The sequence below is a fragment of the Pseudoalteromonas sp. US3C1004 genome (assembly GCF_048401065.1).
GTDB classification, from domain to species: domain Bacteria; phylum Pseudomonadota; class Gammaproteobacteria; order Enterobacterales; family Alteromonadaceae; genus Pseudoalteromonas; species Pseudoalteromonas undina.
The window spans coordinates 680083-698576 of the sequence record NZ_CP183074.1; the positions used below are offsets into that span (position 1 = coordinate 680083).

Here is an 18494-nt window from a genome sequence, read left to right on the forward strand (position 1 = left end):
GATTCTCTTAATAAATCAAGCCACCAATTGGGTTAAGTAACTTGCTAAGTCCTTTATTGAAATGTAGAGCACTACTAACAACAGTAAAGCACAAACATCCCTCTTTTGTTAGGGGGGTGTGTTGATGACGGCCATCTTGCCAAATAAAGTCACCAGGAACATAACTGCCCTCTTCGTCTGTAAATTCACCATCAAGCAGTAAAGTAACCTCAAAACCGGTATGTGTGTGCTCCGGAATTTCTCCACCAGCATCTATATGTAACAAGCTTGAACGTAAATGGCCATCATCAAGGGCTATTCGAGAACGCGCAAGCTTACCTACTTGGGTAAATTTACCATGCGAGATCCGTGTTAAAGCTCTCGGCAAGCTGTAATTATGCTCATTAACATTAATACTAACTGGTTCAACAGAATATACTTCATCAATCGAGTCATCGGCCGTGATCATATCAAGTAAACTTGATTCAATTACATCATCGGCTTGATCGGCTTGCTCATCAGTTGCCACATCCATATTGTCACTAAAAACTGCTCGCGCATTAGCCGCTTCAAGTTTTTCAACTTTAGCTTGGCACACTGGGCACATATCAACATGTATTGATACGGCAAGGCTAAGCGATGCTGGAAGTGTTGCTGCACAGTATTGTGTCAGTAGTGTTTCACTCGGGTGATGTTTAATCATGCTGATCTCCCATTTCATTACGTAATTTCTGCAAGGCTAAACGTAATCGTGATTTTACCGTGCCTACTGGAATGTTTAATTGTTGAGCTAACTGCTCTTGCGACATGTCTTGAAAATAAACGCCGCGCACAACTTCTCTTTGCGCTTGAGGCAATTTATCTAAATAACGTTTAATTTGTTGGTCTTCAAGGTGGTCGCTGTATTCGTGATGTGTATCTTCAGATTCATTCAATAACGGCCAAATGTCTTCGCTAATATTTTCTTCTTTGTTACTTTTCATTTTACGAAGCATGTCAAAAGAGGCGTTACGCATTACGGTATAGACCCAAGTAGTAGCTGCACCCTTTTCACTATTGTATAAGTGGGCTTTACGCCATACGGAAGTGAGGGTTTCTTGTACCAATTCCATTGCTTGGGCTTCTACACCAAATTGCTTTATGCCGAAGCGCTTAATCTTAGGTGCAAAATATTCAAACAAGTACGCGAAAGATTTTTTATCGCGAGATTGAGCTACATTAACTAATGCTTCCCTGAGTTCCGTACTTGGTGTTTCTGGCATGGCAGTGTACTTACCTGTGTTAGGTTCACAACTTAGTGATTGTTGTTGACTTACCATAGTAAAATGTCCCGTTATTGCTTTAGTGAATACCATTACGAGCAATGGTTACAAGCGGATCATAATTATTTTAGGCAAATTCGTTATTAATCACAGTATGGAGGAAACTAAGCAAGTTATCAAAGTTAGTCTCAAACGCAAGTTGTTGTTTTTTCTCAATAGAAATGGGAAGTAATTCAAGCCAACGCGCCACAATCCACGCCAGCTGATTAAATTTGGTGGTTTTATAAAGCGATTGCAAATCAGGGTTATTCGCAAAAACGTCTTCTAGTGCTACTTGTAAAAGTTGGTGTTGACCAATTTCGTGGTTATCTTTGTTGTACCAATAAGGTGTGTTGCAAGCGGATACATCACCATGGCGAAGTTCCTGCTCATCTTGATACACGTTATCTATTTGCACACTCTTAGATGCAAATACATCAATTAATAGCATACCACTTTCGTCTTGATCAAAGTCAATAACATCCATTAAACAGCCTTGGGCGCTTATGTTTAACGGGGTGTCATGCTCAAAGGTACATAAAACAAAACCGCTATTGGTTTTTAATGCGTTTTTTACCATAGTTAAATAACGAGGCTCAAATATACGTAATCGCGTATAGCCTTCAGGTAATATAAATATAGGTAATGGGAAAATCGCACGTTTCATAAAGTCTACTTCTTTCAAACACTCTGCCTTTATTTACGTGCGCTTTATTCAAGTCGATCAGCTTTAGTTACATCAATTGCTTTACAGTGCAAATGCATCCGCTAATTAAACCTCGTTCCCACATTTTTTATCATGTAAACCAAGTAATAAACACTCAGTATACTTGCCACAGGTGCCAACATTAAGGCTAATAATTCGAACTCACTGTTCATTACTTTTATTCCCTTTTTATTGCTTTAGTTGTGCTTTTACTACACGTTGTTTTTCGTCCATGTTGCTGTTATCAACCACAGGATTATTTTCAAGTAAGCTGTCAAGAATAACCTGTGCATCAAAAGAAACGGCTTCTTTTACAGACTTTTCAAGTTCGTTGCTTGCCTGTGACACATAAGTAGACACAGTGTTAGTTAGCATATCTGTAATATTTAAATCGACTTCTGTAGCGTTAACGTTAGTTGAACCTAATACAAGTAAGCTTGCGATTGTGATGTTGATTGAAGTATTCATAATAGTATTCCTTGTTTGTTTATTGGTTAGTACGCTTAGTTACAATCAAGGGCTATGCCACAATGGAAAAACTTTATAAACCATTGTTTTAAAATGAAATAAATAAATTAAAAATAAAACCACAAAATCTAGATTAGTAATTTTGACCAATGAATTTAAAAATAAAACCAAATAATAGTGTGTTTGTTAATGTTCAGTAAATTAATGACTTTATTTCGTATTTGAAAATTTCAGCGTACACATGTACACTAAAATTTATTCGCAAAGTGGTAGGATCTGTTATGTCTTTTGAAGCTCCCTATTCTAAAAAAGAAGAGCTGTTAAATGTTATTAGTCATGCCTTAGGCATTGTATTCGCTGCTTTTGTTGTTTGGGATTTAGTAAAACAAACTAATAGTGTGAAAGGCTATGCCAGTACTCTGATATACGGCAGTAGCTTGTTTATTTTATTTTTATCTTCAACGCTTTATCACGCCAGTGTGCGCCCAACATTGAGAGCGTTTTACAAAAAATGTGATCATTGCGCCATCTATTTACTGATTGCAGGCACCTACACGCCCTTTTTGTTGCTTTCGTTATCTGGGCTCTGGTCTTGGGCTACCTTAGTCTTTATTTGGACAGTAGCGTTTGCAGGCATCGCTTATAAGCTATTGGTTAAAAATGGCAATAAAAAAGTTTCACTGGCTACTTATTTATTAATGGGATGGTTTGCATTAGCCATTGTGTATCCGCTTTATTTAAACGTACCTATCAATGCACTTTATTGGCTATTAGCTGGCGGCTTATTTTATAGTGTAGGTACTATTTTTTACAGTGCAAAAAGCACTCAATATAGCCATGCTATTTGGCACCTCTTTGTTATTGGTGGATGTGTTAGCCATTATATTTCGATCAGTAATTATGTTTATTAGGCTGGTTAGCCATATAGATTAGTCTGGTTTGAGCTGTGAGTTCAACCATTCGATGCAACACACAGCGAGAAACGGTCATTGAGATTGACTAAATATTGTCGTTAATAGATTAGTTAAACTGCTCTTGCGCATATATTCATGAAAATGAGCGCTGTGCGCATATTGGTCCATTTAACTTTACCTAAATAATTTAGAAAACTTAGTGATAGTAATGCCTTAGATAATTTGTTAAAACTATATAAAGTAAATAAATGAGCGTTAAGTCGGCAGAAATATGCGCGATGAGCGCACTATTCAATTGTTAGTTTCCTGTCGAGGTTTCGTGAAAAAATTTGCTCTTGCTATATCAATTTTGGCCTTAGTTGTTTTCTATTTTATTCCAAAAGAACATAGTGAAATTGAAAAGTTTAGCGATAAAAATGATAGTGAAAACGCTGTTTCTAAAGACTTAAAGCGCAAAGAAAAATCAACGATTGAAACTGATATAGGTGTTAGTGAACTTGCATCCGCAGAAGAATACTTACTTGAAGCAAAAGAAATACGTCGTTGCAGCGCAATACCCAAAACTCAAGATGAACTTGATAAATGGATGAGCAAAGTAAATGAGGTGGGTGAGCCCTACGAGTATATCGAAGAGGTTTTGTCTCGTTTTGAGCGCTGTTCACAATTTAATTTTATATCTGATGATTTTGTTGAATTACTTTTTAAAGCAATTGAATTAGGTTCCGATAATGCCGTAGCAGAGTTATGGGCTGTTTCGGATAGAGAATATTTTCAAAGTAAAGGCTTAGATGAATTAAGCAGAGAAGACACAATAAAGCAAAGAGTTAAATTTAATAAATTGAAATACCGTCTTTCCGAAAGTGTTGCTTTGACTGGTGGAGAGCAGTCAATATTAAGGCTGGTAAAAGAGTATCAAAATTACGATCCTGACACTGGAAACCCAAACTATTTAAAAGTCATAGCATATGCAGACTTTGGGTTAAAAATAGTAGAGGATAACGATATTTACTTGAAATTAGATTTTATCAAGCAGCGTATTCATCAACATATGGAATTTCAAGATATTGAACAGGCGCAAATGCTAACTGAAAAGTTGTTGAATAAGTTTGGTGAAAATGGAAACTAACAAATCACTTAAAAGGACAAATAACAGTTGGCTGTTTGCTCCTTCGTCGCCTATTTTAGCCAACAATTATTTGCCTCTTAGTGAGGCGTTAAATTGCTAATGGAGTTTTGACCATCCGCGACATTTTAGTAACTGATCGTTCAGTAGCAGAGTTCTGCTCAACATTCGATTCAGAGATAACTGAGATAACTAATTTACTTGAGCAAAGCGAGTCATGCTTTGAGCACTACTTTAGTGAACCTGAAAAACAGAAGTACAAATGGGTTCAGGAATTCACTTTTATGACCATAGAGTCCCTTGCCACAGCAACAAGGCTTTTGATTGAAGGTCATATTAATGCTTCAGGTAATACGATGAGAATTTCATATGAATCTCTTTGTTTAGCAATACTACTTAGTGCAGAGAATAATGTATTAATTAGTAAGAGTAAAAAAGCAAAACCTATCAATTTTTATAAGTCTTATTTACAAGGAAATAAAAGTACAAAAGCTCATAAAGCCATAGATAATGTTTTATTAAACGCTGATACTTTAGGTTTAATCGAAGGCTATGAGTGGCTCGAACAAGCAAAGAATTTTTATAATGGTTATAGCCACGCATCAATAATGACAATGGGTTCATTGATGTTACCTTCGGGCAAGCCAATTATTGCAGGTGGTTTTTATAAGGAGAAATTAGGCTTATATAAAGACCATTTAAACTTCGTACTCAGGTTTGCAAAACATCTACCCAAGCTTATTGAGGCAGTAGCTTTACGCAATTTAACAAGCGCTTTAAACGTAACAAAAACAGTTTGTTAGGTTCCGCTTCGCTCCACATTATAACCAACAATTTTTGTCCGCTTAAGCGGGCGTTAGATGCCTGTATTATTCAAGTCCGGAGTTTTAGTTGGAGATTAGAAAATTAAACACATTGCGTGGGTTGGCTGCATTAGTTGTGTTTATTACTCACTTTAGCGATATAACAAATTGGCTTAATGGAATGTTAGGCGGAGGCTCTGGAGCGTACGGTGTAATGCTGTTCTTCTTGCTGAGTGGCTTTTTAATGTCTCACCTATACCTGACCCAAGAATTCAGCAAAGTTAATATCAAGCGCTACTTATTAGCTCGAATCGCAAGAGTAGTTCCATTATTCTTGGTTATTGTACTTAGCTCTTATGTTTTGTCCTTAATCGGCAATGATAGTCTTTATAACATTCCAGATACGAATGCACTGATTAGTCATCTGCTATTTTTATATGGTGATAGCATACTTTGGTCAATCCCCCCTGAAATACAATTTTACTTCATATTTCTGATTTTTTGGTCATTTTCAAAGAATAGGAGAGGCTATATTTACCTTTCAATATTCGCGGTTATGCTCCTGCTGTTTTTCGCAAACTTTCCTCGAGTATATGGAGACATAAACGGAGTACGTTACAATTTATTTAATACGTTAAGAAGTTTACCTTATTTTTTTATTGGGGTTATTTTTGGAATGCACTATAAGTCTTTTGAGGTACCGAAATACCTTAAGAAACATTACTTTATTCTAGTGTTACTATTAATACCTGCTATGTACCCAGAAATCTCATCCGTTACGTCTGATGCTAAGACAAGAATGTGGTTAAGCTATGAAGTATTACTTGTAATGAGTTCCGTATTTTTTTGCATTGTATTTTTAGTTCCTGATAACAATGTACTATTAGCTAACAGGTTCGGTGACTTCTTGGGAAAAGTATCTTATTCATTATATTTGCTTCACATGCCAATTATTATTTTTGTAAACAAGCTTAATTTAAATGTTGAATTGAAATTATTATTATCTTTCGTTCTAACTGTTTCAGTAGCATTTGTATCATTTAAATATTTTGAAAAGCCCGTTGCTAGGTTCATACGTAACAAAACATTTTACAAGTCGTTTAAAAGGACAAAAAACAGTTGGCTTTTGCTCCTTCGTCGCTAATTTTAGCCAACATATTATTTGCCTCTTAACGAGGCGTTACTAATGTTTGCAATTGGCACTCAGTCAATATAGATGGTTTAACTTACATTATAAATCAGTTATTTATATCGCTAACGGGTAAATTGGGTTGTTTTTGGTAAATTCATTATTTTTGTCGGATGGCGTGGCTCCGCCACTTGTCCAACCTACACGGGCACTTATCTGACGAGAGTGGTGATATCACTCCCATCTACACTCGCGCATATTCACTTTATTATTCTTAAAATTAACACCTTCTAATAACAGTTTTTGTCGTTGTTCTTGGTATTTATCACTTCCTTCGGGAAACGATATTTTACCTTGGCTATTAACCACTCGATGCCAAGGGATCGCCGAATCTTTTGGCATCTCTTTTAATAAACGACCTACCAACCTAGCATTATTAGGATAACCCGCAAGTGCTGCTACTTGGCCATAACTGGCAACATTGCCTTTGGGTATACTGGCTATGATAGTGTAAATAACCGTTTCTTTATTAACGTCCATTCTTGCTTAAATACTCCTCACTGAGTAATTTAAATTGCTGCCAGATTTTACGCGCTACAGGCCCATGATGCATAGCATGCTGACGAAAGGCTCTAATTTGCGCACTGAACTGGTGCTCTCTGTCGGTTACAATGATTTGCTGTAATGAGCCAGCGGCTATTTCTTTTTTACAATGCCCTAAACTCATCATTGCCCAACCAGCCCCTGAAAGTAGAAAAGACTTCAAGGTAGATATATCATCAATTTTCATCACCGCAGCCCCTTTTGAATAGGAAAGTCTATCGCTGTCTATGCTCAAGCCACTTTCAAACATAGCCAAACACGGGTAAAGCTGTAATTCATCATAGCTAAGCTGCTTAGGTAAAACCCCTTTAGCTCCTACAATGCCAATATCTAGTTTACCAATGGGTAAGCTTTCTAAATCGCCAGTTGCATGAAATAAATCAAACCACGGGCCTATTCCAAGCTCGGCTTGACCGGTATTAACTTGTTCTAAAGAGACAAACCGCTTACCACTGGTTAAACGAAATTCGGTACTCGAAAAATGCTTAAAAGTATTACTTATGATCTCGTTATAACTTTGCATATGACAAATTTGCTCGTAGCAGACTCTATATTGCGCTTCATTGCCTAATGCCAGCTCTGTTGCGAGCTGAGTAAGTTGCTCATTAGCGGCTAATAGCTGTTTAGCCTCGCGATGAAAAATACGTCCCTTTTCGGTGAGTTGTAAACGATAATGAGAACGGTCTAGTAGGTCAAAGCCTAACTTAGCTTCTAAGTTTTTAATCGCCAATGTGAGCGCTGGTTGCGTTTTATGTAGCTTTAATGCCGCTCCACTTAAACTCGCGCTTTGCACAATAGCATCTAATATTTGTAATTGGTTAAGTTTCATCGGCCACTCAGCACATCATAAGTAAAACTTATTGAGTTTCTAAAATTTAATGAATTTTATTTTATATGTTTGCAGCGTATGCTGCACACACTTATTTAGCCTTTTTTTATCATGGAGATATCATGCCACTGTTTCGCTTATGTTTACTATCTGCGACATTACTAAGTTTAATAGGCTGCTCAGAGCCCGAGAATATAGCTAAAGAAGAGCCTATTCGTCCGGTTAAATTATTTAGCATTGGTCATGATTCACAAACTAACATTCGCAGCTTCCCCGCTGAAGTGGTTGCAAACCAAGGCTCATATCTTGCTTTTAGGGTCAACGGTGAGTTGGTTGAATTTCCTGTATTAGCTGGTGAACAAGTTGAAAAAGGACAACTATTGGCTAAGTTAGATCCTGAGGATTTTCAATTACAATATAACGAACGTAAAGCACGATACGAACTGGCAAAATCACAGCTAAAACGCATTAAACAATTATTCGACAAAAACATCACGAGTCAATCAGAGCTTGATCAAGCGGTTGCTAATGAGCAAGTTGCCGAGTCAGCCTTTAAAATTGCAGAAACCAATTTAGAATACAGTGAGCTTCGTGCTCCTTTTGCTGGCATAGTAGCTAAAGTGTTCGTAAAAAACTTTGAGAGTATTCAAGCAAAACAAAATGTTCTGCGCCTAGAAACTCGCGATTTTATGGATGTAGAAATACAGGTTCCTGAAAAAATCGTTGCGCGCATTCAAAAAGATACCCAATACCAACCTATGGTTGAATTTGATGGCTATCACGACAAGCAATACAAACTCACACTAAAAGAATGGGATACTCAAGCCGATCCGGCAACGCTTACCTATAAAGTGGTGTTTTCATTACCGGTGCCAAAAGATTTTAATTTGCTTGCGGGTATGTCTGGGCAAGTGATGATAGATTTAAGTAAAGTAACTCGCTCACAAACTCCCTACACTATTTTACCAATTGAGTCGGTATTTTCAGATCCGAATAAAAGCCTAAGCGATAATGCTTATGTGTGGGTTTTTAATCAGCAAACTGGCACTGTACATAAGCAAGCAGTGCAAGTAGGTCAATTACATCACGACACTATTGAAGTACTTAGCGGCGTAAAAGAAGGCCAACAAATTGTGTCTGCCGGTGTTCACTCTTTACAAGAAGGCATGTCTGTTCGCCCTTGGAATAAAGAGCGAGGCTTATAATTATGGGCTTTGCGCAACTATCTATTGAAAAGAAAGTCATTAGCTGGATGTTTACGTTGTTGCTATTAATAGGCGGCAGCGTGTCTTACTTTGATTTAGGCCAGCTAGAAGACCCTGAGTTTACTTTGAAAAAAGCCATGGTAATCACTTTGTATCCGGGCGCATCTCCACAGCAGGTAGAAGAAGAAGTCACATTTCCAATTGAAAACGCCATCCAACAGCTCCCCTATGTTGATTATGTCACCTCTATTTCATCTAATGGTAAATCACAAATTACCGTAGAAATGAAAAGTAACTATCGTAAACAAGAGCTAAGGCAAATATGGGATGAAATGCGTCGAAAAATTAACGACCTAAGCCCGTCGCTGCCAAGTGGTGTTTACCCGAGTAATGTAATTGATGATTTTGCCGATGTTTACGGCGTTATGTTTGCCGTTACTGGCGATGGCTACTCTTATGATGAATTAAAAGACTATGTTGACTATTTAAAGCGTGAACTTGTTTTAGTCAAAGGTGTGAGCAAAGTCACAATTGCTGGGCAACAACAACCACAAGTAATGGTTGAGGTATCGACCCGCAAGCTTGCACAGCTAGGTATTGCACCTAGTCATATTTATGACTTGCTGCAATCACAAAACACGGTGTCTAACGCTGGACGTATTCGTGTCGGTGATGAGTCTATTCGCTTACATCCAACCGGTGAATTTAAAGATGTAACGGAGCTGGAAACCTTATTAATCTCAAAGCCTGGTGCGAGTGAACTAATTTATTTGGGCGATGTTGCACAAGTGTACCGTGAATATGCTGAAGTACCGACCAATGTCATTCATTACAATCAACAACAGGCGCTGCTTATTGGTGTTTCGTTTATGTCTGGGGTTAATGTTGTTGATGTAGGTAAGCACATAGATGAACATTTAGCATCTCTTGAATATCAACGCCCACATGGTATTGATATTAGCTCGGTGTATAACCAACCAAAAGAAGTAGAGCAGTCTGTAGATGGTTTTATTGTTAGCTTAATAGAAGCCATTGCAATAGTTATTGTTGTGCTACTTATTTTTATGGGCTTGAAAAGCGGTGTTCTTATTGGCGGTATTTTATTACTGACGGTATTAGGCACCTTTATATTTATGAAGCTGTTTGCAATTGATCTACAGCGTATATCATTAGGCGCGCTAATTATTGCGCTAGGTATGCTGGTTGATAATGCCATTGTTGTTACCGAAGGGATTCTCATCAACCTTAAGCGCGGTCAAACAAAGCTTAAAGCCGCAGTTAATATCGTAGATCAAACGAAATGGCCACTACTTGGCGCAACAGTTATTGCTATAACCGCTTTTGCACCAATTGGTTTAAGCTCAGATGCCAGTGGTGAATTTGCCGGCAGCTTATTTTGGGTGCTGTTTATCTCATTGCTATTAAGCTGGATCACCGCAATTACCCTTACCCCATTTTTTGCCCATTTAATGTTTAAAGAAACCGAATTTAAACACGAACATAATCAAGAACATGAAGACCCTTATCAAGGCATCATATTCAATGGTTATAAAGCGATATTAAATTTAGCTATGCGCTTTAGAAAAACAACCTTAGTCCTTATGGTTGCCCTTTTATGCAGCGCTGTAGTGGGATTTGGCTCGGTAAAACAATCGTTTTTTCCAGCCTCAAATACACCGATGTTTTATGTGGATTACTGGCAAGATCAAGGTGCTGATATTCGTGCCACCCTTGAGGGCATAAAACAGCTCGAAGCTTATTTGCAAAAGGATGAACTGGTCACAGAAATAACCAGTACGGTGGGCCAAGGTGCACCGCGCTTTATGCTAACTTACGCGCCAGAAAAGTCTTATCCTGCTTATGGGCAGTTAATTATTCGTGTCACCAACCGTGATGCGGTCGCTAAAGTAATGCAAAAGGTGCGTGATTACGCACAGCAACATCCGCTGTCAGCAAAGCTAAAAGTAAAGCCAATGGAAATTGGTCCGTCAACCGATGCTAAAATAGAGGCGCGGTTCTCAGGCCCCGATCCGGTGATATTAAGACAGCTATCATCTCAAGCAAAAGAAATTATCGCCAAAGACGACGGTGCCTTTAACATTCGCGATGATTGGCGTGCACGCACTAAAATGATTCGCCCGCAATTTAACGAACAAAAAGCACGCCGCTTGGGGATCACCAAGTTTGACCTTGACCAAGTTCTGTTAACGAGCCTGTCGGGTAAACAAGTGGGTGTTTATCGTGATGGTACGCAGTTGTTGCCTATTATTGCCCGCTCACCAGCTAGCGAGCGCTTAAATGTAGACAGTGTTCACGATTTACAAATTTACAGCCCAGTATTACGCGTGTTTGTGCCGGTAACTCAAGTAGTTGATGAATTTATTGTTGAGTGGGAAGACAGCTTAATTATGCGTCGTGATCGTAAACGTACCATAACGGTAATGGCAGATCATGATGTATTGGGTGATGAAACACCTGCAAAATTATTTGCTCGGGTTCGCGCTGAAGTTGAAGCAATTGATTTACCGCGAGGCTATGAAATGCAATGGGGCGGTGAGTTCGAATCATCAAGCAAAGCGAAAAAGGCTATTTTTGGTTCGTTACCGCTGGGTTATTTAGCCATGTTTGCGGTAACAGTATTACTGTTTAACTCAGTTAAAAAGCCCTTAGTTATATGGGCAACCGTGCCATTGGCTATTATTGGTGTAAGCGCAGGCTTATTAGTAATGAACGCCCCCTTTAGCTTTATGGCGCTACTGGGTTTATTAAGCTTAAGCGGCATGCTGATTAAAAACGGTATTGTATTGGTCGATCAAATAAACTTAGAACTTAGTGAAGGAAAATCACCCTATCAAGCAGTATTTGACTCAGGCGTAAGCCGTGTGCGCCCTGTAGCCATGGCCGCTATCACTACAATACTTGGCATGATCCCATTATTATTTGACGTATTCTTTCAATCAATGGCGGTCACCATTATGTTTGGCTTAGGTTTTGCCACCATACTAACCCTGATTGTGGTGCCGGTTTTATACACTGTGGTGTTTAGAATTGACTACCCTAAACAGTCTTAATCATTAATAAAAAAACGCAGCCTAGGCTGCGTTTTTTATTTGCTTGATTTATACCAACTTAATTACTTTTTTAAGCTTAACGTGCCACTGCTCTTAGCTTTAGTTCCTGATGCGGAATTGGCTTTATTGGCATTTGATTTACCAACATAGGTCGTTGAACGTTTCTGATAAGGCGTATTACGGCTGCTTTTGTTGGCTTGCTTATGTTGTTCGTTGTTCTTTGTACCTCGAGGCTTGTCACCTTGATACTCACGCTTATGCACTGATTTTGCTTGGTTGATTATGGTTAGCCCAACGTTATTATTCGATGTACTATCGTCATACAATGAGTGTTCTTGTGTTTTACCTGAATCAGCAATCGAGTCGTTAATAACCGCCATTTCTGCATCGCTTAAATGACGCCATTGCCCTACTTTTAACCCTTTAAGGGTTACATTCATAATACGCACACGCTTTAATGTAACCACTTCGTAGCCTAAATATTCACACATACGACGGATTTGACGATTTAAACCTTGAGTTAAAATAATAGTGAATTGCTGGGCACCCGTTTGCGTCACTTTACATTTTTTGGTCACGGTATCTAAAATAGGAATACCGTTTGCCATTTTATTCACAAACTGGCGGTTTAGTGGTTTATCTACGGTAACCACGTATTCTTTTTCGTGGTTATTGCCAGCACGAAGGATTTTATTAACGATATCCCCTTCATTGGTTAAAAAAATCAACCCCTCTGAGGGCCTATCCAAGCGACCAATAGGAAAGATACGGTCAGGATAATTAACCGCTTTTACAATATTACTTTGAATTTTTCGTTCTGTGGTACAGGTAATACCGACTGGTTTATTGTAAGCAATGTAAACCCGTTTTGGTGGTGCTTTTAATGGCTTACCATCAACCAATACCACATCGCTTTGTGCGACTTTAACACCCATTTCGGGTAATTCGCCATTAACAGTAACACGACCTTGCTCAATATATTTATCGGCTTCACGGCGTGAGCAAAACCCTGTTTCACTAATAAATTTATTTAAACGCTTTAAGTCTGTCATATGGCAAATCTTCTTAAATATAAAGGCGCATAGTTTAAACTACTCAAGCTATTTTTTCGCGCTTAATTTGCGCTAATTTACGCCATAGGTATTCAAGAGGCCCTTGCTTAAAATAACGACAGTAGAGTGCAGTAAACATAAGCTGTACAACCACTAAGCAAATAGCAACAAGCCAATAATCAATGCGGTTAAAACTAAGCGCCCACTGAGGGAAAAGCACTTTAAACAATAATAACTGCATAATGGTTTGGCTTATGTATAAAGTAAACGCTAACCGCCCTACGTGTTGAATGAGCCCCCCTATTTGCGCGCTGTTATTGCATAGTTTAACGATTAAATGAATATAAAGCAGCGCCACACATAAAGCAGCCAGTTCATTAACAGGCTCTTGTAACGCATAACCAATACCTTGTTCATATGACTCTAACACTAATCGTAAGCTAGTCAGCAACACACTTAACACAGCAAGTTTAATTAGCCCCGGCCTGCTAAATCCATCACTAAACACATTACATTTGTAGGCAACAATACCAATTAGCATAAAGCCAGCACTTGCCCACAGTAATAAAATAGGCACTGTTAGCAACATATAAATGCTCATTGTTATATTTTGGCTAAAATGCGCACCAATACTTTGGTAATAACTATTATATATCTGGTAAAACTCGGGAGAATCCCTATAGAGTGGTTCCTCATTAAGCCCTAACATAAACATTGCTGTGGCAAGTAAAGCGATAAAAGTAAAAAAGGCCGCTTTGCTTTTAAGCTCTTCGTCCGTGTAATCTAAATAGCGTAATACCAGTAGTGCTGACACCCCATATAAAAACAAAATGTCACCCGCCCACAGTAACAACCCATGTATTAAGCCAAACACAATAAGCCAATATAGGCGTTTTTTTAATGGCTCAATACATTGCTGTCGCTGAAACTGAATATAAAGACCAGCACCAAATAATAACGTAAATAATGTGCGAAACCGCCCTTCAACAAATATAAGGCTTAAGGTGTGTAAAAAATTATCGCTAGCTGGAGGTGTGGTAAGTGGAGTGTAATTGAGTTCAAAAATTGCAAAGGAATAGCAATTAATAAATACCAGTCCAAGTACTGCTATGCCCCTTATAAAGTCCATATTATAATTGCGCAAACCCTATCCTTTTAAATATTATCTTTGTAGCTATCGGCCCATTTTACAGCTTGTTTGTATAATTTTGGTAAAAAAGCACTGTCTAAATTAATGAGTGATACCGCTTTCTCAAGCGCCCACCAACTTCCGGTTTCATATGCTTTTACCGTTTCAAGAATATAATATAAGTCATTTTTCTCGCCGGTTAGTGCTGCTTTAATTTCATCTGGGAATGGCAGTTTATCAACCAACAAGTCCATTGGCTTATCTAAAATAGCATCAAGCAAAGAAAACAGCCCAGTTAAAAATGCCTCACCTTGAACTTGTTTGGCGACTTTGCTGGCTATTAATTCACAAAAGCGAGCGCGAATAACACACATTTGCATAAGCTCTATCGGCTTAGTGCGCGCGGTGTGTGCTGTAACAATTAGGCTTACAAACTTTTTTAAACGTGCTTGCCCTAGGTAAACAAGCGCTTGTTTTAATGATGATATTTGGCTTTGCAGGGGAAATACACCACTATTTAATAAACGCAATAGTTTGTATGCTAGTGCTGCATCAAGCTCAAATAACCCGGTGATTACTTTCACATCAGGATCTGGCTTCATTACTTCTGAATAAATGGCAATGACAAGACCATAATTATAATGAATATCTTTTTGCTCTATCATTGCGGGGCGGGCAAAGTAATACCCTTGGAAATAATCAAACCCCATTTGGCGAGCTAATTTATATTCTTCATCGGTTTCTATTTTTTCAGCTAACAGCTTAATATTTTTGTGTTTTTTTAGCTTATTGACCACCAGTGGAATTTCATCCAGTGGCGTGAGCCGAATATCAAATTTAATTAAATTAACTAGCTTTAAAAAACGTTCCCACTGCGGTGAGTAAACAAAGTCATCAAGGGCTAATTTATAGTTACTGTGAAAGAGTTTACGGCATAGCTCGTAGGTATCGTCGGTGGGCTCTATGGTTTCGAGTAATTCAATAACCACATCTTTACAGGGTAAAAATTCGCATAAATCGAGTTTTAATGATTCAGGACCAATATTGATCAGTGCTTTTTTACCCGAAGTAATATGGCGAGTACCTAAGTTAAGCTGGTTTTCCATGATCAGGCGAGCCGTTGCTTGACCATCAGAAACACCTGGAAAGCAATTTTCAGGGCTATCGCGAAACAGTAGTTCATATGCGACTACATTTTGATTACGATTAAGGATTGCTTGCCTTGCCACAAATACCGACACATTACCTACTTTTCATTATTTCCACCAGACTAAGTAATTAAAGCGCAAATAGGAACGGATGTCACTGAACTTTAATAAATTTTTTAATATAAGTATGTAATATAATCAGTTACAACATCATCCCAACCAAAGCGGCTGTTCTTAGCGCTATTTTTTATCGCTTGCCATTGCTTAGGATTAGCGTGATTTACATTCAAGGCCTCAGATAAACTATGCAACAGTGCCTCTGCCTGAGCTAATAAGGTATCACCAGTAAAACTAAAACCAGTCACATTATGCTCAACTGTATCTTTTAAGCCGCCAACACTGTGCACAAGACAAGGCTGACCTGCTCGCATTGCCAGCATTTGGCTAATGCCACACGGCTCAAAAGAACTAGGCATTAAAAATAAATCCCCAAGTTGATACATTAAATCACCAACACCTTGGCCATAACCTTTTAAAAACAATAAATTGCTATTTCGCGCCATCGCAGTGGTAAATAATTGTTCTAGTTTTTTATCGCCCGAGCCCAATACAATCAAACGACCATTATATTGGTTTATAACCTTGCATACCTCATCAATAGTTAAACTATTGTTGCGTGGCTGGCACAGCAGCAATACTTTTTGCTCGGTGAGCCGCCCTACACTGGTCACTAAAGGCCCTTGCTGCTCTGATGCCATAAATTGTAAAACACGTTGGTGAGCAATATAGTGGCTGCTGTCTAAGTGTACGTTTTTTGCCATCCAACTAAAAAGCGTAGCTTCTATCTGCTCTAAAAGCTCGCTAAGCGTTGCCTGCTTCGGGTGTTGAGTTGTGTAATCACAGCCGTTGAGGATCCCAATCAGCTTGCCCTGCTCAGCCGCTTGTTGTAAATCACGCTCAAGTCCTTCACCACCAAAAAAACCGCCTGCATCGTTACTCGCAATCTGCACTTCTTGGCTATAACTGGGTGAAACCACATGTACTTTATCGACTAAATTAATAGCACTGCGCATGGGGTTAAAGCAATGAGGGTAACGGGGATCACAAAGCAATTGGCCATCATAACTTAATGAGGGAAACCACGCTTCTAAGCTAGAGTCATCGTCTTTAAAAGGGCGAATACCTTGTAAGGCTAAGTTATGAACCGTGTACACCAAGCGCAGCTTAGCAAGTTTACGATAGCGAGGCTCAAATTTTAGTAACACCGCCACACAAGCACTGTGCCAGTCGTGTAAATGTAACGTGTTTGGTTGTTTTAAAACCCCTTGTAAAAGCGCTTCACAAATCGCGGCATTAAACAGTGCAAACTTACTCGCATCAGTAGCAAATGGACGATTGTCATCATCGTTGCAATACACACTATGTGATTGGCTGAACAAAGGGTGGCTTATTACTATTTGCCTTACTGCATTTTGCGTTTGTGGAATTTCAAACAGCGATAAAACGTGAGAGGCTGAATTAAACGCAACGTTGACTTCACCAATAAAACGGCGCTCACCCAATTCAAAGCCATAATCAGGAATTACCACATCAATCGTTAGTCCCTGTGCCGCTAACGCTTTAGGTACGTCACGTATGACATCGGCAACACCACCGACTTTGGCATTAGGTAACGCATCATTTTCTGCGGCAACCATTAATACATGCATTTATTTACTCTTATAGTTAGCTGCAAGGCTTTCGCCTTGCTATTTAATTATTGATTTAACTTATTCTCTAACTTTGTCAGCATCTCGCGGGTTACCAAAACAATTCCCTTTTTAGATACTCTAAAGCCATTGGCTTCGTCGGTTTTACGATCATAACCAATTTCTAATCCTGGGGGGATCTCACAGCTTCTATCAATAATGGCACGTTTTATTTTACACCCACGGTTAACTATAACACCGGGTAAAATGACCGACTCTTCAATAATACAATATGAGCGAATATGTACATTAGAAAACAGTAATGACTTTCTCACTAATGAGCCTGAAATAATACAGCCACCGGATACGGTTGAATCAACAGCCATACCCCGACGATCGTCATCATCAAAAATAAACTTAGCTGGAGGAAGCTGCTCTTGATATGTCCAAATTGGCCAAGTAGGGTCGTACAAATCCAATTGAGGCTCAGGCATAACCAACTCCATGTTCGCTTCCCAAAATGAATCTAAGGTCCCTACATCGCGCCAATAAGGTTGCCCTACTTGTGCGGGATCTCTAAATGGGTAAGCAAACACATTATGCTCTTCGATAATGGCGGGGATAATGTCATGACCAAAATCACGTCCTGAGCCTTCGGTTTGTGAATCTTTTTGTAATTGCTCAAATAAAAACTCAGTATTGAATACGTAATTACCCATTGACGCTAAACACGTACCTGGTTTGCCAGGCACAGAGCTTGGTTCAGCTGGTTTTTCGTCGAATCGTCGCACTCGATTTTCTTGATCAACGGTCATTACCCCAAAGGTGTTCGCTGCTTCTTCAACCGCGACTTCTAAACAGCATACGGTCATATCGGCACCATTTTCGACATGCTTTGCTAACAAACCGCCGTAATCCATACGATATACATGATCGCCTGACAAAATCATTACATATTTAGGTAGTTCATGGCGAATAATATCCATATTTTGAAATACCGCATCGGCAGTACCGCAATACCATTCATCACCATTACGCTGTGATGCAGGTAAAATCTCAACTGACTCGCCTAATTCCTTTTTAAAGTGCCCCCATGCACGATTTACATGGCGTATTAGCGAATGAGATTTATATTGCGTTGCAATCCCTACTCGTCTTACACCAGAGTTAATACAATTTGATAGTGGAAAATCAATAATACGGTGCTTGCCGCCAAAATAAACGGCTGGTTTTGCACGCCAGTCTGTTAGCTCATGAAGACGAGAACCTCGTCCGCCGGCTAGAATGAGTGCATAGGTGTCTCTGGTTAAATTACTTATATAGCGATTTGCATAACTGGGCATATT

The 18494-nt window shown here is 38.9% G+C and carries 17 protein-coding genes; 6 read left to right on the forward strand and 11 right to left on the reverse strand.

Annotated features, from left to right (window positions below; all coding sequences use genetic code 11):
- Window positions 1-7: 7 nt before the first annotated feature.
- The 4 genes from ACNSN3_RS18410 to ACNSN3_RS18425 all read right to left on the reverse strand — a co-directional run bounded on the left by ACNSN3_RS18410 (window position 8) and on the right by ACNSN3_RS18425 (window position 2454).
- Entirely contained in the window at window positions 8-682 is a 675-nt protein-coding gene (locus tag ACNSN3_RS18410; RefSeq protein WP_010388913.1) for a ChrR family anti-sigma-E factor, read from the reverse strand.
- Window positions 675-1298: a sigma-70 family RNA polymerase sigma factor gene (locus ACNSN3_RS18415; protein WP_010388914.1), complete on the reverse strand. Its 624-nt coding sequence runs from the start codon at window positions 1296-1298 to the stop codon at window positions 675-677. The genes ACNSN3_RS18410 and ACNSN3_RS18415 overlap by 8 nt, the downstream gene beginning before the upstream one ends.
- A 70-nt stretch (window positions 1299-1368) precedes the next feature.
- Window positions 1369-1947 (reverse strand): LON peptidase substrate-binding domain-containing protein, encoded by a 579-nt coding sequence (locus ACNSN3_RS18420; RefSeq protein WP_171040308.1) that lies wholly within the window; start codon window positions 1945-1947, stop codon window positions 1369-1371.
- A 228-nt stretch (window positions 1948-2175) separates the two neighbouring features.
- Window positions 2176-2454, reverse strand: coding sequence for a hypothetical protein (locus ACNSN3_RS18425; RefSeq protein ID WP_418609378.1), 279 nt, complete (start codon window positions 2452-2454; stop codon window positions 2176-2178).
- Between the two features lie 281 nt (window positions 2455-2735).
- Here ACNSN3_RS18425 and trhA point away from each other — a divergent pair, with 281 nt between their 5' ends.
- The 4 genes from trhA to ACNSN3_RS18445 all read left to right on the forward strand — a co-directional run bounded on the left by trhA (window position 2736) and on the right by ACNSN3_RS18445 (window position 6438).
- Window positions 2736-3365: a PAQR family membrane homeostasis protein TrhA gene (trhA, locus tag ACNSN3_RS18430; protein ID WP_418609380.1), complete on the forward strand. Its 630-nt coding sequence runs from the start codon at window positions 2736-2738 to the stop codon at window positions 3363-3365.
- A gap of 274 nt (window positions 3366-3639) precedes the next feature.
- Complete coding sequence (locus ACNSN3_RS18435) at window positions 3640-4494, forward strand: hypothetical protein (protein ID WP_418609382.1); 855 nt, start codon at window positions 3640-3642, stop codon at window positions 4492-4494.
- Between the two features lie 107 nt (window positions 4495-4601).
- Complete coding sequence (locus tag ACNSN3_RS18440; RefSeq protein WP_418609384.1) at window positions 4602-5294, forward strand: hypothetical protein; 693 nt, start codon at window positions 4602-4604, stop codon at window positions 5292-5294.
- An 88-nt stretch (window positions 5295-5382) separates the two neighbouring features.
- On the forward strand, window positions 5383-6438 hold the full coding sequence (locus tag ACNSN3_RS18445; RefSeq protein ID WP_418609385.1) for an acyltransferase family protein: 1056 nt from the start codon (window positions 5383-5385) through the stop codon (window positions 6436-6438).
- A 219-nt stretch (window positions 6439-6657) separates the two neighbouring features.
- Here ACNSN3_RS18445 and ACNSN3_RS18450 read toward each other — a convergent pair whose 3' ends face one another.
- Window positions 6658-6963: an MGMT family protein gene (locus ACNSN3_RS18450; protein ID WP_055012013.1), complete on the reverse strand. Its 306-nt coding sequence runs from the start codon at window positions 6961-6963 to the stop codon at window positions 6658-6660.
- Entirely contained in the window at window positions 6953-7855 is a 903-nt protein-coding gene (locus ACNSN3_RS18455) for a LysR family transcriptional regulator (protein ID WP_138570263.1), read from the reverse strand. Before ACNSN3_RS18455 ends, ACNSN3_RS18450 begins: the two co-directional genes overlap by 11 nt.
- 122 nt (window positions 7856-7977) lie before the next feature.
- On the opposite strand from ACNSN3_RS18455, the gene ACNSN3_RS18460 reads away from it, so the two are divergent.
- Both ACNSN3_RS18460 and ACNSN3_RS18465 read left to right on the forward strand, forming a co-directional pair.
- Window positions 7978-9060: an efflux RND transporter periplasmic adaptor subunit gene (locus ACNSN3_RS18460; protein WP_041709337.1), complete on the forward strand. Its 1083-nt coding sequence runs from the start codon at window positions 7978-7980 to the stop codon at window positions 9058-9060.
- 2 nt (window positions 9061-9062) lie between these two features.
- A complete protein-coding gene (locus tag ACNSN3_RS18465; protein ID WP_138623385.1) occupies window positions 9063-12131 on the forward strand; it encodes an efflux RND transporter permease subunit in 3069 nt (1022 codons plus the stop codon).
- 62 nt (window positions 12132-12193) lie between these two features.
- On the opposite strand, the gene rluF is transcribed toward ACNSN3_RS18465, so the two are convergent.
- The 5 genes from rluF to glgC all read right to left on the reverse strand — a co-directional run bounded on the left by rluF (window position 12194) and on the right by glgC (window position 18491).
- A complete protein-coding gene (gene rluF, locus ACNSN3_RS18470; RefSeq protein WP_418609388.1) occupies window positions 12194-13183 on the reverse strand; it encodes a 23S rRNA pseudouridine(2604) synthase RluF in 990 nt (329 codons plus the stop codon).
- 43 nt (window positions 13184-13226) lie between these two features.
- On the reverse strand, window positions 13227-14312 hold the full coding sequence (locus ACNSN3_RS18475; protein WP_418609846.1) for a DUF418 domain-containing protein: 1086 nt from the start codon (window positions 14310-14312) through the stop codon (window positions 13227-13229).
- 26 nt (window positions 14313-14338) lie between these two features.
- On the reverse strand, window positions 14339-15553 hold the full coding sequence (locus tag ACNSN3_RS18480; RefSeq protein WP_075170221.1) for an EAL and HDOD domain-containing protein: 1215 nt from the start codon (window positions 15551-15553) through the stop codon (window positions 14339-14341).
- 83 nt (window positions 15554-15636) lie between these two features.
- Complete coding sequence (locus ACNSN3_RS18485; RefSeq protein ID WP_418609389.1) at window positions 15637-17169, reverse strand: glycogen synthase; 1533 nt, start codon at window positions 17167-17169, stop codon at window positions 15637-15639.
- A gap of 47 nt (window positions 17170-17216) precedes the next feature.
- Entirely contained in the window at window positions 17217-18491 is a 1275-nt protein-coding gene (gene glgC / locus ACNSN3_RS18490; protein ID WP_418609391.1) for a glucose-1-phosphate adenylyltransferase, read from the reverse strand.
- Window positions 18492-18494: the final 3 nt, after the last annotated feature.

Bases quoted from the DNA above. Each gene is read 5' to 3' on its own strand.
- ACNSN3_RS18410 (WP_010388913.1), bottom strand. From the start codon at position 682: ATGATTAAACATCACCCGAGTGAAACACTACTGACACAATACTGTGCA.
- ACNSN3_RS18415 (WP_010388914.1), bottom strand. From the start codon at position 1,298: ATGGTAAGTCAACAACAATCACTAAGTTGTGAACCTAACACAGGTAAG.
- ACNSN3_RS18420 (WP_171040308.1), bottom strand. From the start codon at position 1,947: ATGAAACGTGCGATTTTCCCATTACCTATATTTATATTACCTGAAGGC.
- ACNSN3_RS18425 (WP_418609378.1), bottom strand. From the start codon at position 2,454: ATGAATACTTCAATCAACATCACAATCGCAAGCTTACTTGTATTAGGT.
- trhA (WP_418609380.1), top strand. From the start codon at position 2,736: ATGTCTTTTGAAGCTCCCTATTCTAAAAAAGAAGAGCTGTTAAATGTT.
- ACNSN3_RS18435 (WP_418609382.1), top strand. From the start codon at position 3,640: ATGCGCGATGAGCGCACTATTCAATTGTTAGTTTCCTGTCGAGGTTTC.
- ACNSN3_RS18450 (WP_055012013.1), bottom strand. From the start codon at position 6,963: ATGGACGTTAATAAAGAAACGGTTATTTACACTATCATAGCCAGTATA.
- ACNSN3_RS18455 (WP_138570263.1), bottom strand. From the start codon at position 7,855: ATGAAACTTAACCAATTACAAATATTAGATGCTATTGTGCAAAGCGCG.
- ACNSN3_RS18460 (WP_041709337.1), top strand. From the start codon at position 7,978: ATGCCACTGTTTCGCTTATGTTTACTATCTGCGACATTACTAAGTTTA.
- ACNSN3_RS18465 (WP_138623385.1), top strand. From the start codon at position 9,063: ATGGGCTTTGCGCAACTATCTATTGAAAAGAAAGTCATTAGCTGGATG.
- rluF (WP_418609388.1), bottom strand. From the start codon at position 13,183: ATGACAGACTTAAAGCGTTTAAATAAATTTATTAGTGAAACAGGGTTT.
- ACNSN3_RS18475 (WP_418609846.1), bottom strand. From the start codon at position 14,312: ATGGACTTTATAAGGGGCATAGCAGTACTTGGACTGGTATTTATTAAT.
- ACNSN3_RS18485 (WP_418609389.1), bottom strand. From the start codon at position 17,169: ATGCATGTATTAATGGTTGCCGCAGAAAATGATGCGTTACCTAATGCC.
- glgC (WP_418609391.1), bottom strand. From the start codon at position 18,491: ATGCCCAGTTATGCAAATCGCTATATAAGTAATTTAACCAGAGACACC.